The sequence below is a fragment of the Pseudomonas sp. D3-10 genome (assembly GCF_051132175.1).
GTDB lineage: Bacteria > Pseudomonadota > Gammaproteobacteria > Pseudomonadales > Pseudomonadaceae > Aquipseudomonas.
In genome coordinates, this window is record NZ_CP071668.1 from 3,150,970 (window position 1) to 3,168,634 (window position 17,665).

A 17,665-nucleotide genomic window follows, 5' to 3' on the forward strand; every position below is an offset into this window, starting at 1 on the left:
TCGGGTTTACCCAAACCCCACCCTCTAGACAGAAATATCCAACCGGCTGATCTTCCCCTGCTCATCGAGTCGGAAGGTATAGCGCAACTCGAGCGGGCTGCCAGGGAAGGTCCCGGAGATCAGGTTGTGGACCAGCACCTTTCCGGTACGCTGCTGCACGTTGAGCACTTCCACCCGTGGCTGGTAGCGCCGCGCGGTGTCTTCCATCCATTGAGCGATGGCCCGGGTGCCGACCCGATGGTTGCCTTCATCGAACACATTGGCGTCTTCGGCAAAGAAACGCGTCACCGCCGAGCTGTCGCGGGCGTTGGCGGCGGCAATGTAGCCGGCGATGGCCGGCGCCAGGGAAGAGACGGGATTGGACATGTCAGGGCTCCTTGTTTTTTCGTTTCAAGGCCATGCTAAAACAGCGCTGTGTCAGTTTTTGTCAGGAGTGAAACGCCCCGTCTCGTCGAGATTCATCAGCGCAAACCAGGCGCGCAGCCAGTCACTGCGCCTGCCTGGATAACGCTCGCCCTGGACGACGGCCGAGGCAATCCGGTCCGTGCGAAAAGTACGATAGGCGCCACGCAATTCGCACCAGGCCACCACCACCCGAGCCTCATTGAAAAAACCCAGGGCCAGCGGCCAGATCAAGCGCTGGCTCGGGGCCTTGTTCACATCGGCGTAGTCGATATGCAGCTTGGCCTGCGTGCGAATGGCCTGGCGATAGACATTCAGCTCGACAGTGTTTTGCGGATAGCCGTAGCCCGCCGGGCCCGGTAATACGGTGGGGTTGTGCAGCGCATCGCGCAAACCGGGCGCCAGCACCGCCTCGACCTTGGCCAGGGCATCGGCGGCTGCCTTGCCCAGCACCTCGTCGCCGCGCTGGTCGACATAACGCAAACCCAGCACGATGGCCTCGATTTCATCGGCGGTGAACATCAAGGGCGGCAAGAACAGGCCGCTGCGCAGCACATAGCCGATGCCTGCCTCGCCCTGGATCGGTGCGCCGAGGGCCGTGAGTTCGGCGATATCGCGATAAAGCGTGCGCTCGGAGACCTTCAACTCGCCCGCTAATGTCGCAGCCGTGACTGGGCATCGCTTGCCCCGCAAGACTTGCAACAAAGTAAGCAGCCGAGTGGTTCGCGACACGATGATAGGCCCACGAGGAAAGTTGCAGCAGATTAGCAGAGGCTGGTGTCAGAAACTGTCAGTAGGCGACACCGCTTTGACTTGAGCCTCATGGCGAGTGGAATGTTATTGTCCTGTCCCACCCGCCCCAACGCGAGAGCCCCTTTCATGCGCACAATCCGCGGCTTGTCCTTCATTTTGATAGTGCTCAGCCTGAGCGCCTGCGCCCTCTTCCAGCAACGGGATCCGCTGAACATCAATGTGGTCGGTATCGAGCCGTTACCCAGCCAGGGCATGGAACTGCGCTTTGCGGTGAAACTGCGCTTACAGAACCCCAACGAAACCACTATCGAGTACAACGGCGTCGCGCTGGACCTGGAAGTCAACGGCCACACCCTGGCGACGGGGGTCAGTGACCAGAGCGGCTCGATCCCGCGTTTCTCCGAAGGCGTATTGAGCGTGCCGGTGAGCATCTCGGCCTTTTCGGTGCTGCGCCAGACGCTGGGCCTGAGCCAGACCCAGCGCCTGGACAACCTGCCCTATGTACTCAAGGGCAAGCTCGCCGGCGGTGTATTCGGCACGATGCGCTTCGTCGACCGCGGGACCCTTGACTTGCCAGGCGCCTCGGCCACCTGGTGACTCATGCAGTGAAGCGCACGCCCGGCTTGGCCCGCTCGTCCACCACCAGTTCGAACACGTCGGGCCGGGCGTAGTGGCCGACCACATCATAGTCATAGCGCGCACGCACCAATTCGTCGGTGTCGATTTCAGCGGTCAGCAACCCGGCGGTACCCTTCAGCGGGCCAGCCAGCACGTCCCCCATGGGGCCCACGATCACGCTGCCGCCGGCGATCAATGGCCGTTGTGCCGGCCAGTTAGCCACTTCGACTCCCAGCGCCTCGGGGGATGCCTGGACCTGGCAGGCACTGGCCACGAAGCAACGACCTTCGTGAGCGATATGCCGCATGCTCACTTGCCACATCTCCCGCTCATCCACCGTTGGGGCACACCAGACGTCGACGCCTTTGGCATACATCGCCGTGCGCAGCAGCGGCATCATGTTTTCCCAGCACACCGCCGCGCCCACGCGACCCACCTGGCTGTCGATCACCGGCAGAGTCGACCCGTCGCCCTTGCCCCAGATCAACCGTTCTGTGCCGGTGGGCATCAGCTTACGGTGCTTGGCCACCAAGCCGGCGTCGGGCTCGAAGTACAGGGCCGTGCAATACAAGGTATTGCCGGCCCGCTCGATAACACCCAGCACCAGGCTTGCCCCGGTGCGCGCCGACAGGCCGGCCAATGCCTCCGTCTCGACGCCAGGTACGTCGATGGCGTTGGCGAAGTAGCGAGCGAACGCCTCGCGTCCTTCCGGTAGCCGATAGCCCAATTGCGTTCCAAAACCCTCGCCCTTGGGATAACCACCCAGCAGCGCCTCCGGCATTACGACCAAACGAGCGCCCGCGTCGCGAATTGCCTCTTCATAGGAAAGGATCTGCGTCAGTGTTTCGGCTTTGCCACCCGGTAGCGAGCCGATTTGCAGGGCAGCGACGATGGATTTGGGCATGGTCTTGAACTCCGTGGTTTCAGGTGTTGCTGATTTTCACGCCACGGCCGATCATCAATAAAGCCCGAAATGCTGCTAAAAGATATGAGCCAAATGAATATCGTCGACGTCGATCTTAACCTGCTGAAAACCTTCGAAGCCTTGCACGACGAATCCAGCGCAAGCCGCGCCGCGTTGCGCCTGGGGGTTACCCAGTCCGCCATCAGTGCGGCGCTGCGCAGGCTTCGCGGCATTTATGACGACCAACTGTTCGTGCGCACGGGTCGGGGCCTGGCCCCTACCTTGCGCGCCAACCAGTTGAAACCCGTCATCAGTGAAGCCTTGGACAAGTGCCGCCAGAGCCTGGCAATGGTCGATCCTGGCGCCAGCCACTACGAAGGTCGATCCGTCATCCTCGGCTTGTCCGACGATTTCGAGATCGCCTATGGAAGCCGCCTGATAGAGGAAGTGGCACGACGGGCGCCGGGCCTGCGCTTGATCTTTCGCCAGACCCATAGCCAGATCGTCGGCAGGGCCTTGATGGAGCGCAGTCTGGACCTGGCGATTACGGCGGGGGGATTTACCGAACGGCTGCTGAGTCGCAGGGTCCTCGGCGAAGGTGGCTACGCTTGCCTCATGGATCCGGCCAGTCTGGCAGCGGGCCAGCAGGACCTTACCCTCGAAGCCTTCGTGGCGCGGGAGCATCTGTTGGTGTCGTCCGGCGGCTTCATCGGCATCACCGATGAGGGGCTGGCCGCGCTGGGCCTGCGACGAAGAGTATGTGCCTCGACCACGCATTTTGCGGCGCTGCCGTTCCTGCTCAAGGACAGCCAGGCCGTGGCGACCATCCCAGACCATGCCGCCCGCGCCATCGCCCAGCTCAGCGGCCTGGCATTGGTGCCCTGCCCGCTGGCCTTGCCGCGCTATCCCATCGAGCTGGGGTCGCGGACCCACGGGCAGAAGGACCTGGCGGTGGACAAGGTGCGCGAGGCGATCATCGCGACCTTTGCGTAAGTTTTTATTTATTGGCGGCCATCAGTCGATTGACCTCGCTGCGCACCATGTTGGCGTATTCCGGGGGCGACATGCCGTCCAGTTCGGCGCGTACCCATTCGGCCCACTTGCCCTTGCGCTTGGAACGCTCGCCGAACAACCGAGCGGCGTCGCCCTTAGCCTTGCCCAGGTTGTTCTGCCAAAGCTCGAAGAGCCGGGATTTTTCGTCTTCCAGCGCGGCGCGCTCGGCCAGGGGCCTGTCAGCCAGATTGAAACTCATGGGGAATTTCCTGTTGCGTAAATAGGCGGCATCTTACACCTTGCGGGGAAACGGCTTAACACCGAATTGGCCCTGCGCTGTACGGACGCACCCCTGGCGCTGCAACTTTTACCGAAGCGTGGCACTCCACTGTTCACTGCCATCCATCCTCAAGGAGCACCTCAATGGCCCGTAAAAGCGCCGCGCAACCGAACGGAGAGCAAATCAAGGATCAAGCCTTCAGCGAACTGAAGGCATTGATCGAAGAGTCGGAAAAATTACTCAAGAGCAGTGCGTCGTTGGTCGGCGAGGATGCTGAAAACCTGCGCGGCCAGATCGCCCTGAAACTGCAACAGGCTTTGGATGCGGTTGCCAGCGCCCGGGAGCGCACGCGGCCGATGGTCGATGCAACGCAAGTCTATATTGGCGGGCACCCTTGGCAGACTGTGGCTATTTCCGCGGGGTTTGGCCTCGTAGTAGGGTTATTGCTCGGGCGACGTTGAGCACCGACCCAAGGCAAGGGAGACCGCTCCCTTGCCATGAAAAAACCGCTGGCCTTCGGTCTACGCTCCCGCCAGTTCCCGCAACTGAGCGAACGCCTGCTCATCCAGCGTGATGCCCTGTTCTGTGGACTTGCCGCGCTCCCGGTGCCGACGATCCCCGGGCAAACGGCGCAGCCCCACCCCGTGCATCTGCCTGACGAGTTCCTGGCTGCGCTCGGCAAATCCTTGCCCAGCGGCCTTGCTGGGGTCGATCACGATCAACAATTGCCCAGTCCAAGGCGTTTTGGCGCCGGGGTGATTGCGCCAGTCGAACTCGAAGGAAAAATTGCCCCCGGTTAACGCCGCCGCCAGCAATTCGACCATCATCGACAACGCCGACCCCTTGTGCCCACCAAATGGCAAGAGCGCCCCGCCTTCGAGAATCGCCTTCGGGTCGCGGGTCGGCTGGCCCAGGCTATCCACCCCCATTCCCGGCGGCAGCAGCTCGCCTTTGCGCGCGGCAATCTGCACATCGCCGTGGGCGATGGCGCTGGTGGCAAGGTCGAAGACGATCGGCTCGCCACCGGCGCGTGGCGCGGCGAAAGCGATGGGGTTGGTGCCGAACAGGGGGCGGTCCGCGCCATGAGGCACTACGCAGGTCATGCTGTTGACAACGCTCAGTGCCACCAACCCTTCATAGGCAAACGGCTCGACGTCCGGCCAAAGCGCCGCGAAATGATGGGAGTTGCGGATCGCCAGCACCGCGATACCGGCGCTGCGGGCCTTTTCCACCAGCAAGGGCCGGGCGGCCGCCAGAGCGGGCTGGGCAAAGCCATTGCCGGCGTCCACCCGTACGAAACCTGAGGCGACATCCTCGACCACCGGCACGGCTCGGCCGTCGACCCAACCGCTTTTGAGCGTGGAGACATAACCCGGCATGCGGAACACTCCATGACTATGGGCTCCGTCGCGCTCGGCTGCGGCGCAGTTTTCGGCGAGGGTGCGGGCGACCTCTGCCGATGTGCCGTGGCGCAGGAAGATCTGCTCCAACAGCCCAACCAAGGCGTCAAGGGATAACGTGCAAGGACCGGTGTGATCGGGAAGCGCGGACATCTGAAGCTCCTGAGTGATTGTGGAGGTAGCAACAGCGTTGAAACGACAAGACTTGGGCTGATTAACACTGCCCCATGAGCGCGCTGTCAACCTTTGCGCAAGCAACCCTTTGGGCCGGGGCGTTCGCCAGCGAGCCTGGCAGACACGCCCATCGTCCATGCGGTAACTATGTACCACCTGTGCCCTTTCAGCGTGGCCTAGTCTGGCCGCTTCATCCACCGGGACGCCGCATTGGCCTGCCCTGACGAGAAGCGACGATGAGCACAGCAGCACTGCCGTTATTATTTCCCCAGCTGTTGGCCGCCAAGGGCTTGGATGAGCTGGAGGCACACCATGGCCTGACGCAGGCCGACCTCGACTGGCTGCAAAACGTTTCGCTGCCCACCCATGCGCAACGCGCCGCACAGACGCCTCCGATGATCGCCGAGACCATCCAGCTCAGCGCCGAAGGCAAGCCGGCCATTGCGTTGGCTGGCTGCTTTTGCCTGCGAACCACGCCCAGACGCGGCGATACCGCCGTCGATCCAGCATTCCTGTACACGCCATGGGACGGCGTTCGCAAGTTCGACAGTCCCGCAGCGCTCCTGGCCTGGATTGACCAGACACTGCTGGACAACCGCGATCGCAACAATCTGTTTCGGCTCCTGTCGATTGCCCAGCGCAGCGAACTGAAGGGCACGACGGATATCGAACAATCCTGGCAGGCCATCGACGGGGACGTTTTCGAGACTCAAATCAACACCATCGAACATGCCCAGCACCACAACGTGCTGTCCATGGTGGAGGAATTGGTCAAGTTGCCCCCGCTCGCGTCGCTGCTGGACCAGATACTGGGCGACGCGCTACCCGGCCTCGATCCCAGGCAGGTACGCATTGCGCTGTCCAAGATCGACTACACCCAGGCGCCCGAGGCGATTCATGTCACCCAAAGCATTCCCCTGAGCGAGGCGGTGCTGGTCTATTTCCACCATCAAGGCTGGCCAGCCGGGCATCTTGCCGACCTGACCCACCCTGACACGCCTGCGTCGTCCTATTCCGGACAGGAGTGGGAAGCGATCATCAAGGGTGCGGCGATAAGGCTGATCCCGAAGCTAATCGATCGTGTCAACGCGTTCTGGGACACCAGCGGCCCCTTCCACACATCTCGGCGCCAATTCCTGGCCCAATTCATTCAGGACGCCCTGTGGGCGGCCATTCTGATCAAACGAGAAAAAAACCAGCTGACGGAGGCCCAGGGCCGCGAGTTGCTTCGGCTGTTCAGGCCGTCGCGCCGGGACGAGGCAGTGCTGTTCATCGAGACGGTGCGCCTCTGGGAATATGCACCTAACTTCGTGGAGCTCGCTGGATCGCTGATGGTCAGCGGGCAAGGTCATTACCTCTACACGCCCACCGATGGCCTTCAAGTCGTTGGCAATTACCTTGGATTCAAAGAAGCGCTGGTCAGCACGCCCGAGCAGAAGGAGGCGATCTACAGCCTGCTGGACCTGGACGAGCGCAACCGGCTCCTGGGTTTCGAGCATCCGCAAATTTGCGGCGAACCGATAGACATGCCTATCGCTGATTCACTGGCTGGCGCGATCATCGACAAACAGACGCACAACCTGCGGTATGCGCTGCAAATGTCCCGCCAGGGCCGGGTGAATGTCCATGCACTGGTCGACAAGGCCCTCGACATACGAGCCTTCATCAGCAACAAGCTACTCAATCAAAAGACCGCCGGACATTGGGGCACCCAGCCCGCTTTCCATGGAAAATTGCGACTTTCCAACTTCCTGGCCGATCAGATGGAAAGAAAGGCCAAGAGCTACATTGATGTGGAAGGCGCCTTCGCTAGCGAATTTTCCAGGCTGCCATCGTTTCTCCGGTCTTCGCTTCAAAACGGACTCAGGCAATTGCTTGCACAGTTGACCAATGTGTTTTCAGTGGGGATTCGCGCAGAGGCTGATCTACGCTCGATCGACGCAACGCTGCCGACAATCGCCCATGAACTGATCACGACGGTGTTCGCCTTCGACCCCGACTACCCGGATCGCCGGCGGCGCATCGGCGTCAGGGGATTCCGGCCAGACGTTTATTCATTGAAACTGACGTGCGCATCGTCCGGCGTCGCCATCTCGCTGCCACTGGCCAACTGTTTTCTATTGACCGAGCGTGGTGGCCTCGATACGCCGTACTCGGGCATGGCGATCGTCTGGACACCTGCCGACGGGCTACAGGCATTCGCCTCGGTCGATCTGGCCACTCGACAATTGAATCGGCAATTGCTCGATTCCCGCAGGCGATTTGGCTTGCTGTCCAACCTTCCCCCCGCCCAGCGCCAGCCCCACCGACGCTATCAACTGGACACCTACGAACTGATCGAAGAGAACGTGCTGATGAATCGAATGACCTCGTTCATCCACCTTTTCGAGACTGAGTACGCCTACCTGAGTGTCCTGAAAAGCGGGGATTGGCAACTGACCCGCTCGGCACTGGCAAACGGTCTTGAAGCCCTGCTGGAAAAAGGAGCGCCCACCAACCTGAAACGCGCCACGGCCATCGCCCAGGCCAGCAAATACCGGCAGAAACTGCCCGCCTGGCTCGGCGCTGCCCCCCTCGAGGATCAACGTTTGCACGTCGAGATCCTGGAGCAATACAAAAGCAGCGTAGCCGATGGCAAGGATTACCTGGACGGCATCGAACCCCTGCGTACCTACGTGCAAAATCGTCTGCAAGCACTGCTGGACGCACGTTTCCCCGAGGACAGACTCAACCCCGAAACCATCCAGATCACGCCAAACCTGGCGGTGGTCGGCCCTGCCAGTTCATTGACCGACTTTGCCTTGCACCCCATCGATGTCACCAGCAAGGGCTTCAAGGTTTTCTCGACCTCCACGCAATCATTGCCAGACAGCCTGAACGAACTGGCGGTGCGGCAGATGTTGTCGTCGCTCGATATCCAGAGCACTTACAAACATCAGGTGAAACAAGCGCTTTGCGGCGCAATTTCCGATGTCCAGCCCAGGAAGCGACGCTTTCGCCAGCAGCTGCCATGGCAATTGTTGCAATACGCTCACTCACGTCTTCTGCAACAGCACATTTCCCCGAAGGCGTTCGACTTGATCCTCCAGCTCCTGGACATGCCGGACGCCATCGCCCGTCGAGCGGTCAGGGGTGCCGGTGCGTTCATACGTCCACTGGAACTGATCAAGACCGGCGGCGCCGCCGCGGTAAGGGCGCTCGGGCTCTATGTGATCAGCTCGAGCGCCGATCCGGCGGACCCTCATGTTTTATATACTCCCTACCACGAGGGGCATTCCCTGGCCGAGTTCAAGGATGAACCAAGCATCGTCGCCGCCCTCAATGCCCCCGGCGCGCTTCAGGACCTGCTGGTCCGCCGGCTGCCCGAAGACCAGCGAGCCACCTTCCGGAATCTGTTTACCGCCACCCTCGGGCAACTGTCGGAGATTACCCTCGCTTCGAATCCGATCGACACCGATGTATTCGAAACCCTGTACAACGACAACGCGACGTTGCTACTGGATATGCTGGGGACGAAGAACCAGGACCATCGCCCATTCGACTGGGCAACGGTGCTGCACCTGTTCAGTTCTGGGATCGGATTGGTGGGTAGGCAGCTACCGGCCAGGTTGACGTTCCTGGAAACGCTTTGGGAGAGCTATCAGGACTTCAAGGGTTCGGCCGAAGCCCTGCAGCAGCACGACTGGAAAACCGGCCTGCATGATTTCATCGCCGGCGCCGCGGAAATGGTGTCGCTGGGTTTGCTCAATCGCGACGATACATTCGGCCTCCTCGATCCCGCCGAACCGGCCTCGCCAAGCGGCTCCTCGACGCCCGGGTGGCAGGAAATCGCCTGCACCGCGCCACTGCGCACCGACTTACAGGCCTTCGAAGCCATAGGCATCAGCCTCTGGGTGCTCCAGCAGAACCGGGCCGACGGCACCTATGAATCAAAGGACGGCGGCAAGTTCTACGTGCCCCTGGCCGGCAAGGTCTATCAAGTGGCAAGGGCCGGTCGGGGCTGGCGCATTATCCACGGTGATGACCAAGGACCGTTGCTAAGGTATAGCGCCGACGAAACGACATGGGCAATCGACCCACAGCGACAGACCATTCGTTTCGGCAAGGCGGGGTCGAAAATGGCGGTGACCTATAGCGATTTCAAGGCAAAGGGATCCTTGAACATCGAAGCGCGCGGGATGGCTGAGATACGCAAGAAGTCTCCTTATCGCGCCAACGTCATCGTACAGGCAGTGGAAACCGCCAGATTCTATTCGCTGAACGCCTTGCTCAATCTAGAGCAGTTCAAGAAGCAGCCTTTGCCAGGTTCTCGGCTGGATAGCTTCCTGATGTCGTTCTTTGGGGTCCGACAGGTCGACAGCGCCCTGATCGGCAAAGTGGAGACCGCCATTTTCCCGATATGCAGGGCGTTGGCCGACCCCACCTGGGAACAGCAGAACGCCAGCCGTATCGTCATTGGCAATTTGAAATACCTGGAAGACCGGGCAACCGCATTTGTGCTCGAACCTGCGGCCCGCGGGCGAATCTACCTGACGCAGTTTTTCTTCGAACCGGGGCTGGACTGGTACAAGACCGTGGTGCCGGCGTTCTTCAACGTCGACGCGCATGCCCAAGGCGCGACGCTTATCCACGAGATATCCCATCAGCTCATCGACACGATCGACATCATCTACCTGGACGCTGCGCTGCCGTTTCCCAACTTGATTTCAACCTCGACCCACCTGGGGCAAACACGTCATGACACGCAGAAGGAGCTGCAACTCAATGGGCTTTCCCTGGGCACGGCAAAATCCAAGCTGTTCAGACAGTGGGACAGTACCGACAACAGTTACAAGAGGCTGGAGTTGTTGCCAATGTATAAAGACATTGCCAAGGCCATTTTGAAAGTCACCGACACACGGAACATGGACGAAGCACGAAACGCGTTCTTGAACCCGGTTTTGCCGCACAAGCGCATCGACGTCATACTCCGTAACGCCGATTCGGTCACGCTGCTGATTTGTGAACTGGGGCGCCATCTCGATCCGAGTCCATCGCGTTCCACTTGAGTGCGTTGAGCCGTGGGCATGCCAAGGCCGTTGATCTTTTTTTCACGGCATGTGTGCGACAGTACGACCCGGACCTGGACGCTCCTACGTCTGACCAACGGAAAACTCGATGCATGCCGTGCAAATGCCATCATCCCTGTTCTCGGCAATGGGCCCCGAGGGTTAGAATGCGGCAAACCAGGAAGAGCCCATGACCGAACGTACACTCCCGGAAGCCGAATACGATGCCATCACCGATGCGGCCGCGCATTGGTGCATGCGTCTGCACGCGGACGACTGCACGGATGCCGAACGGCTGGCGTTCAAGCAATGGCACGACGCCGATCCGCTGCACGCCTTTGAATACGCAGCCATGCTGGAAATCTGGGGCGTTGCCGAGCATCTGCCGCGCGTCGAGCCAATGGCCATCCCTGCGACCCAGCGCCCGCGGTCTCGCGCAGGCTCCATGGCGATCGCGGCGACGGTGCTTGCCCTCGGCCTGCCCCTGGCTGCTTTTACCGGTTGGAACATGGGGTGGTTGCCCAACGCCTACCAGCGATTCGAGGCAGGTTCGAGCGTGCGTCACATCACTCTGGAGGACGGCAGTCACGTAGAGCTCAACCTCGCAAGCGAGCTGGTGTTTGCCAACTACAAGGACGAACGCCGGGTCACGATGAAAAAAGGCGAAGCGTTTTTCGATGTCCGCCACGATAGCCGCCACCCCTTCGTCGTTCGGGCAGGCCAGGGCCAGGTGCGCGTGACCGGGACCCGTTTCAACGTGTGGATGTACCAGGATCAAGTGCGGGTTACGCTGGTGGAAGGTTCCGTGTGGGTAACCAGCCATCGGGCATCCAAAGCGGGCGGCCAGCAACTGTCACCTGGGATGCAGGCGAGCTACAGGGCTGGCGATTTCCAGCCGAAGGTTCGTGACGTCGCCCTCGATGACAGCTCGCTGGCATGGCGAAGTGGCAAGCTGGTGCTGGATAACCTGGCCCTGTCCGACGCGCTGCCGCTGATCAACCGCTACCTCGACCGTCCCGTGATGCTGGCGGACAACGCAACGGGCACTCTGCGCATCGGTGGAAACTACAACCTGAACGAAGTGAAGAACCTGGTGCCTTCGCTGCCCAAGGTCTTGCCGGTGTACCTGACACAGAACAGCGACGGCAACCTGGTGTTAAACGCCATCGCTCGTCCTACCCGAAACTGACATAGGCCGCCTCCCTTGGGGACGCGGCCTGATTGCTCCCACGGCTATTGCGTCGCCACCCTGCCCGCCTGCGCGCCCTCATGGATGGTCTGCGCCTGGTAATGCGGGTCGGCCTTGATCTGCTGTTCAGAGAAAGGCAGCACACTTAATTGCCCCTTCGAGAATGCCTGGGTCTGGTCCGCCGAATAGGGCGATGAAGGATCGCTGGACAGTGAGAACGCCAAGAGTCCCTGTGCGTTGGGTCCGTTGCCGTCAAACGTCACCACTTGCAGATAACTGGTGCCGCTGACCACTTCCCGCTGGCCGTTCGCGCCCGGCATGCTCTGGATGGCGTTATAGATGCCCAGCTCGCCCGGTCCACCGTGAATGGGTATCCGGCGGTCGCCGCTGCGGGTCACCTGCACGTCCCGCCATTGGCTATCCGCTTGCAGTCCCGCAGCGTCCACCGCTTGGACCGATGCGACCATGGCCTGGCGCAGCGCATCAGCCACTGGCGATGCTTCGATCGCCAGGCCGCGCGGGGTATGTTGCGGATCGTTCGGGTCGAACGCGACCCGCCAGATGCCCGGCGCCGCCTGCAATGCCTGCATGATGTGCTGGAAATGGACGAACCCCACGCCGCTGTCCAGGCTGGCGGTACGGTCCCAGGCCTTGAGCTGGCTGCATGCCTGCGTCAGGGCCGGTGCGTCGGGCCCCAGCTTCGCGGCACAGAAAGCCAGCAGGTCCGGCATGACCTGATCGGCCAGGTACACCCGGTCGTCCATGACCATGCCCTGCAAATCGCTCACCGTTACCGGCCCCGCCTTTTCCAGTTGTCCCAGTCGGTCCAGGGCAAAACGCGCCCGCAGGCCCAGTGGCAGGTCCTGCTGGCTGATCACGGGGGAATAACCGGACAACGGCTGCGACGGATTGACCATCCACGCCGAATCGTTGGAGTTCTGCACATAATCGCGGCGCAACAGTTGCGGGAGCTTGTCCGCCGCATAGGTACCCTTCTGCACCGCCTTGGGGTCCACATCCCAGGCGCATTCGCCGCGTGAACCGTCCAGCACGATCAGCCGCAGCCCGGCCTTGGGGTCGCTGCATCGGGCAAGCTTGCCGGCATCGACGTTGGGCACCACCGAGACGTTCATATAGAGGCTTTGTCCCTGGTCATCAACGGCCAGGGTATTGACCCAGGGAATCCCCTGAATGCCATGAACGGCCTCTTGCAGATCCTTGAGCGTGACGGCTCGATTCATCGCGTACCACTGCGCCAGCACCCGGTCGTTTTCCAGGTTGGCGTCCCGCAGGCTATAGGCGAACCGGTTATCCCAATCCAGTTTCCCGGGCCATTGCACGATCGGTCCGAACTGCGAACCGTAGACCACACGGGAGACCGGCTTGACCTGCCCATCGGCCTGCTTGATGTCCACCGTGACCGTTTGCTGGCTCATGGCAACGGACTTGCCATCCACCAGGTAGCGAGTCGGGTCCTTGGGGTCCAGTTGTAGCCGATACAGGGTGAAATGCTTGGACGTATCGACGGTATGGGTCCAGGCCAAGTGCCGGCTGAAGCCGATATTGATCATCGGTAGGCCCGGCAACGCCGCGCCCATCACGTCCAGCTTTCCGGGGATGGTCAAATGCATCTGGTAAAAACGCATGCCTCCCACCCACGGGAAATGCGGATTAGCCAGCAGCATGCCGCGCCCATTGAACGAGCGTTCGCTGCCGATAGCCAGGGCGTTACTGCCGCGCTCCAGGGCGAAGCGCTGTTGCCGTTGCGCCGCGATGGCGAAACCGGACGCCGAGCCCCCCGCGTCTGCCGTAGCCTTGGGCGGCTGCGCCCCGGCCAACGCCTCGGTGAACTGGCCGACGCCACCCTCCACCAACAGGCGCCGGGTGAGCTTGACAATATCCAGCGCGGTGATTGGCCGCACCCACTCGCTTGCGCATTGTTCCGGCAGGCCTTTGGCCTTGCGCTCAGCCAGCGCGCGGTTGTAGCCGGCGGCATAACCTTCCACCAACTGCTGTACCTGGGGCGTCTGCGCCTGCCAGAAACCGGAAACCGCCCGGGGCGTGTTGAGCCACGCAAAAAACACGTCGCTTGCACGATTCTCGCGTTGCTCGACGGTGACCTGTTCCGGACCAAAATAGCGCGAGCGTTGGCCGTTGACGGTCACGATCTCATTGGCCAACAGGCATAGGTTGTCCTGGGCGTACGCATAGCCGATGCCGTATCCCAACCCCCGCTCATCCTGGGCGCGAATATGCGGCACGCCAAAACTGGTGCGACGAATTTCGGCAGTGGCCTGCCCGGCCTCGCCTCGTGCGCTGACAACGGTACTCAAGCCCAGGGACATCCCCAGCAAGACACCGGCAAGGCAAAACCTCGATAACTGCCCGGACATTCCCACACTCACTCCTGATCGATAGCGTACAAAAACCAGGACGGCCGCCGATACGCCCTTGTACGTCCGCCCCGGCCTGGAAGTTCACATGCGCCGCGCTTCAACGCGGATGTGCCTACCTTGAGAACGAACCGGATGAAAAAAAATTAATCGGCTGGCAAGCCGCTTCTACCGGGGTTTGACGGTATCCAGGCATTTTTTTCACACCCACGTCCTCATGATTGGCCGCCCTCGTTCGTCCTATACAGGAGAGCGTTGATGATCTTTTCTGTCAGGCTGGTAAGGAGTCTTTACATGCATAACGCGCAAATGCCCATGGAGGGCAAGCCAGGATCGGCCCGTGTCACGATGACAGCCACAAACCGTACGTTCCCTGGGCCAGCGGAACGAGGCGGCAACGAGCAGATCAAGCGTCTGCTCAAGAGCTATGGGCTCAGGACGAGCCTGATTCGCTTGAAGGTCATCGACGCCTTGCTCAAGGCCGCCGATGAAAACCGCCGGCTGGGTGTACGCGGCGTCCATAGCCAATTGTTGGGGCTGGACATTCCCTTGTCCTTTCTGAGCGTGCGTGAGGTGCTAAAGCGCCTGTGCGGCGAAGGCGTGGTCACGCTCAATTCGGATAAAAGCTACAGCTTGCACCACCAGGCCGTGGCCCTGCTCAACACCGAAGAATGAGCGGCGCTCAAGGCTTGACCTTGCGTCGCATCACGCCGTTGATCACCACGACGATGACCGCCACGGCAATGGCGATGTATTGAAACAGCTGCTCGCTGATCATGCCCTTGCCTTGCATCCAGGACAGTCCGAGCATGATCGCCAGTACGACGAGAACCACCAGAATCGAGTATTTCAAACGTTGCGAATGAGTCATTTGCCAGTTTCCTGAAGTTTTCCGTTCTGCCCCCTAGCCTTGCGTTTCTTCCACCATAGGCAAGGTGGCTAGGCAGCCAGGATCGCATGGTACAACCGCCTGGGCATATTCGCGCAACGAAAGAGACCTTTCCCACACCTACCCGTCTACTTTCCTTGGCTCATTATGGGAAAAGTCGTCTTTCGACCCTAGATCTCGCCAACGTACTCTCGAAAAAGAAGAAATTTCCTTCTTTCTGAGAACCGACGTTGGGAACCCATGCCAAATCCGCCCACTTTTCTTACTCCCGTTCGCCTGACGGGTTTCTGCCTGGCCATCGCCCTTTTCGAGTTCCTCACTTACATGGCCAGCGACCTGATCATGCCCGCCATGCTCACCGTGACCCAGGACCTCGATGCATCCCCCGATCAGATTCCCCATGCGTTCAACCTGTACCTGCTGGGCGGCGTCCTGCTGCCTTGGCTGGTCGGCCCGTTGTCGGATCGTCATGGGCGGCGCCCCTTCATGCTCGTGGGGTGTGCCGGGTTCGTGCTGGCTTGCGTGGCGATCACCCAGGTCACCGGCATGCAGGGTTTCAATGGGCTTCGCCTGGTCCAGGGGATGGGGCTGGGCTTCGTGATTGCAGTCAGCTACCCCGCCATACAGGAAATATTCTGCGAATCCGCCGCCGTGAAGGTCATGGCCATGCTGGGCAATCTCGCCCTTCTTTCGCCGCTTTTAGGCCCTTTGGCGGGCGGGCTGCTGCTGCAGTGGCTGTCGTGGCGCGAGCTGTTCATGTTGCTGGCCGGCCTCGGGGTGGTCAGCTGGTTGGCTTTGTGGGGGTTCATGCCGCGGACGCCCCGTGGCGCGCATGCTGGAACACCGGTCGTCGAACCGTTTGACCTGCGTTCGCTCGTAAGGCGATACGCAGCGCTGCTGGGCCACGGTGGCTTCATGTCGGCCAGCGTTGCGCTGGGGTTGATGAGCCTGCCGCTGATTGCCTGGATCGGCCTGTCGCCCCTGCTGTTGATCCAAGGACAAGGCCTGTCCCCCTTGGCGTATGGGGTTTGGCAGATTCCGGTTTTCGCGGCGGTCATCCTCGGCAATCTCGTCCTCAACGCCCTGGTGGAACGGGCTGGGGTGCATCGGGTGGTCCGCTACAGCTTGTGGCCGTTGTGTACAGGCCTGACCGCGCTGGTGGCCGGCAGTCAGTTCGCCCTGTCCGTTCCCGTCCTGGTCAGTGGGCTGTCGCTGTATGCCATCGGGCTCGGCATGGGCAATGCCGCGCTGTATCGACTGGCCCTGTTCGCCACCGACGATAGCAAGGGCTTGGTTTCGGCCATGGTCGGGATGATCTCCATCGCCGTGATGAGCGCGACAGGGTCGCTGTTGGCGCTGCTGGGTGCCGGGGCGAACCTTGAGTCCTTCGCGCTGATGGTCGGCATCGCCGGGCTCAGCTGTCCTGTCGTGCTGCGCCTGTTCACCTCGCGCCCCGCTGCTCTCCCTTGATTTGCCTTCCCATAGGATGACCCGATGATTCACTTTCCCTATGCCGATGCGCTGTGCGCATGGCCCCAGCCGTATGACGGCGATTCGCTGCCACCGGGGCTGTTCGACAGAGCCATGGCTGAAATCAGCCTGTTCCATAGCCACCACACGCCAGGCTACGAACATTGGCTCAACGCCAACGGGCTTCGGGCCGACGACCTGGACCGTTTGACTGACTGGTCGCGCCTGCCGCCCATTTACGCCAGCTACTTCAAGCAGCGATTGCTGCTCAGCCCCACCGCCGAAGGTGCATTGGAACTCACGTCCTCGGGCACCAGCGGGCAGAAAAGCCGCATGCGCTACGACGAGCGCAGCATGGCGGCGGCCCAAGGCATGGTGGCAGACATCTTTGAGTATTACGGCTGGTCGACACCCGACTCGCCGTGCAACTACTTGCTCTTCAGCCATGAGCCCGAAGCGGCCAATCGCCTGGGCACGGCCTACACCGACCAGTTCCTGTGCCGCTTCGCACCGACCAATCGGATCGCCTACGCCTTGCGATGCACGGGAAAAGGCCACGAATTCGACGTCTTCGGCGCCATCGGCACTCTGCAATCTTTTGCCGAAGAGGGCCTGCCGGTGCGCATCTTCGGCTTTCCGGCGCTGCTCTGGCATGTGCTTGAGCGCATGCGTGAAACCGGCATACAAGACCTGAAGCTCGCCGCCGGTTCGCTGGTCTTCCTGGGCGGCGGCTGGAAGAAACAGGCGGCCGAGGAAATCCCCCGACGTCACGTTTACGAGCGCATCACACAGCAACTCGGCATCGAGGTCCAACGCTGCCGCGACGGCTACGGTGCGGTCGAGCACGCGGTGCCTTACATCGAGTGCGCCCATCATCGGTTCCACGTGCCGGTCTATTCCAAAGTCTACATACGCCACCCCTCGGACTTCAGTGTCCAGCCGTTCGGCGAGCCAGGGTTGTTGTCGTTCGTTTCGCCCTACATCTCGTCAAGCCCCGCGCACGCCGTGGTGATGAGTGATCTGGCGACCCTGCACCCGGCTAACTGCAAGTGCGGCCTTCAAACCCAGTGGTTCGAGCTGCATGGCCGGGCCGGCACCAGTGCCAGCCGAAGCTGCGCCATGGCCGCTGCCGAATTGATCAAGGAAAACTGA

The 17,665-nt window shown here is 61.2% G+C and carries 15 protein-coding genes; 8 read left to right on the forward strand and 7 right to left on the reverse strand.

Going from position 1 to position 17,665, the window contains the following annotated elements:
- Positions 1-24 precede the first annotated feature (24 nt).
- Together J3P90_RS14165 and J3P90_RS14170 are read right to left on the reverse strand one after the other, a co-directional pair.
- Complete coding sequence (locus J3P90_RS14165) at positions 25-366, reverse strand: nuclear transport factor 2 family protein (protein WP_434611252.1); 342 nt, start codon at positions 364-366, stop codon at positions 25-27.
- 51 nt (positions 367-417) lie between these two features.
- Positions 418-1,134: a helix-turn-helix transcriptional regulator gene (locus J3P90_RS14170; RefSeq protein WP_434563892.1), complete on the reverse strand. Its 717-nt coding sequence runs from the start codon at positions 1,132-1,134 to the stop codon at positions 418-420.
- Positions 1,135-1,281: 147 nt separating this feature from the next.
- Here J3P90_RS14170 and J3P90_RS14175 point away from each other — a divergent pair, with 147 nt between their 5' ends.
- Positions 1,282-1,752, forward strand: coding sequence for an LEA type 2 family protein (locus J3P90_RS14175; RefSeq protein ID WP_434563890.1), 471 nt, complete (start codon positions 1,282-1,284; stop codon positions 1,750-1,752).
- Position 1,753: 1 nt separating this feature from the next.
- Here J3P90_RS14175 and J3P90_RS14180 read toward each other — a convergent pair whose 3' ends face one another.
- The gene (locus tag J3P90_RS14180) at positions 1,754-2,677 is read right to left on the reverse strand and encodes a carbon-nitrogen hydrolase family protein (protein ID WP_434674912.1); all 924 of its coding nucleotides are present in this window, start codon (positions 2,675-2,677) and stop codon (positions 1,754-1,756) included.
- A gap of 84 nt (positions 2,678-2,761) precedes the next feature.
- On the opposite strand from J3P90_RS14180, the gene J3P90_RS14185 reads away from it, so the two are divergent.
- Entirely contained in the window at positions 2,762-3,670 is a 909-nt protein-coding gene (locus tag J3P90_RS14185) for a LysR substrate-binding domain-containing protein (protein ID WP_434650937.1), read from the forward strand.
- Between the two features lie 4 nt (positions 3,671-3,674).
- On the opposite strand, the gene J3P90_RS14190 is transcribed toward J3P90_RS14185, so the two are convergent.
- Positions 3,675-3,929, reverse strand: coding sequence for a hypothetical protein (locus J3P90_RS14190; RefSeq protein ID WP_039591001.1), 255 nt, complete (start codon positions 3,927-3,929; stop codon positions 3,675-3,677).
- Positions 3,930-4,093: 164 nt separating this feature from the next.
- On the opposite strand from J3P90_RS14190, the gene J3P90_RS14195 reads away from it, so the two are divergent.
- Positions 4,094-4,411 (forward strand): DUF883 family protein, encoded by a 318-nt coding sequence (locus J3P90_RS14195; protein ID WP_420766822.1) that lies wholly within the window; start codon positions 4,094-4,096, stop codon positions 4,409-4,411.
- 60 nt (positions 4,412-4,471) lie between these two features.
- On the opposite strand, the gene J3P90_RS14200 is transcribed toward J3P90_RS14195, so the two are convergent.
- Positions 4,472-5,503 (reverse strand): Ldh family oxidoreductase, encoded by a 1,032-nt coding sequence (locus tag J3P90_RS14200; RefSeq protein WP_434674913.1) that lies wholly within the window; start codon positions 5,501-5,503, stop codon positions 4,472-4,474.
- A gap of 2,384 nt (positions 5,504-7,887) precedes the next feature.
- Here J3P90_RS14200 and J3P90_RS14205 point away from each other — a divergent pair.
- The gene (locus J3P90_RS14205; RefSeq protein ID WP_434676579.1) at positions 7,888-10,572 is read left to right on the forward strand and encodes a dermonecrotic toxin domain-containing protein; all 2,685 of its coding nucleotides are present in this window, start codon (positions 7,888-7,890) and stop codon (positions 10,570-10,572) included.
- 190 nt (positions 10,573-10,762) lie between these two features.
- Positions 10,763-11,761 carry a FecR family protein gene (locus tag J3P90_RS14210; protein ID WP_434674914.1) on the forward strand — a complete coding sequence of 333 codons (999 nt, stop codon included), beginning with the start codon at positions 10,763-10,765 and terminating at the stop codon, positions 11,759-11,761.
- A gap of 44 nt (positions 11,762-11,805) precedes the next feature.
- On the opposite strand, the gene pvdQ is transcribed toward J3P90_RS14210, so the two are convergent.
- The gene (pvdQ, locus tag J3P90_RS14215) at positions 11,806-14,154 is read right to left on the reverse strand and encodes a bifunctional acylase PvdQ (protein WP_434674915.1); all 2,349 of its coding nucleotides are present in this window, start codon (positions 14,152-14,154) and stop codon (positions 11,806-11,808) included.
- Positions 14,155-14,448: 294 nt separating this feature from the next.
- Here pvdQ and J3P90_RS14220 point away from each other — a divergent pair, with 294 nt between their 5' ends.
- Positions 14,449-14,829 (forward strand): fe2+ zn2+ uptake regulation protein, encoded by a 381-nt coding sequence (locus tag J3P90_RS14220; RefSeq protein WP_434563878.1) that lies wholly within the window; start codon positions 14,449-14,451, stop codon positions 14,827-14,829.
- 7 nt (positions 14,830-14,836) lie between these two features.
- Here the strand turns inward: J3P90_RS14220 and J3P90_RS14225 are convergent, their stop codons facing one another.
- A complete protein-coding gene (locus J3P90_RS14225; protein ID WP_186631798.1) occupies positions 14,837-15,025 on the reverse strand; it encodes a hypothetical protein in 189 nt (62 codons plus the stop codon).
- Between the two features lie 258 nt (positions 15,026-15,283).
- On the opposite strand from J3P90_RS14225, the gene J3P90_RS14230 reads away from it, so the two are divergent.
- Positions 15,284-16,513, forward strand: coding sequence for an MFS transporter (locus tag J3P90_RS14230; RefSeq protein ID WP_434674916.1), 1,230 nt, complete (start codon positions 15,284-15,286; stop codon positions 16,511-16,513).
- Between the two features lie 24 nt (positions 16,514-16,537).
- Positions 16,538-17,665: an acyl-protein synthase gene (locus J3P90_RS14235; protein ID WP_434674917.1), complete on the forward strand. Its 1,128-nt coding sequence runs from the start codon at positions 16,538-16,540 to the stop codon at positions 17,663-17,665.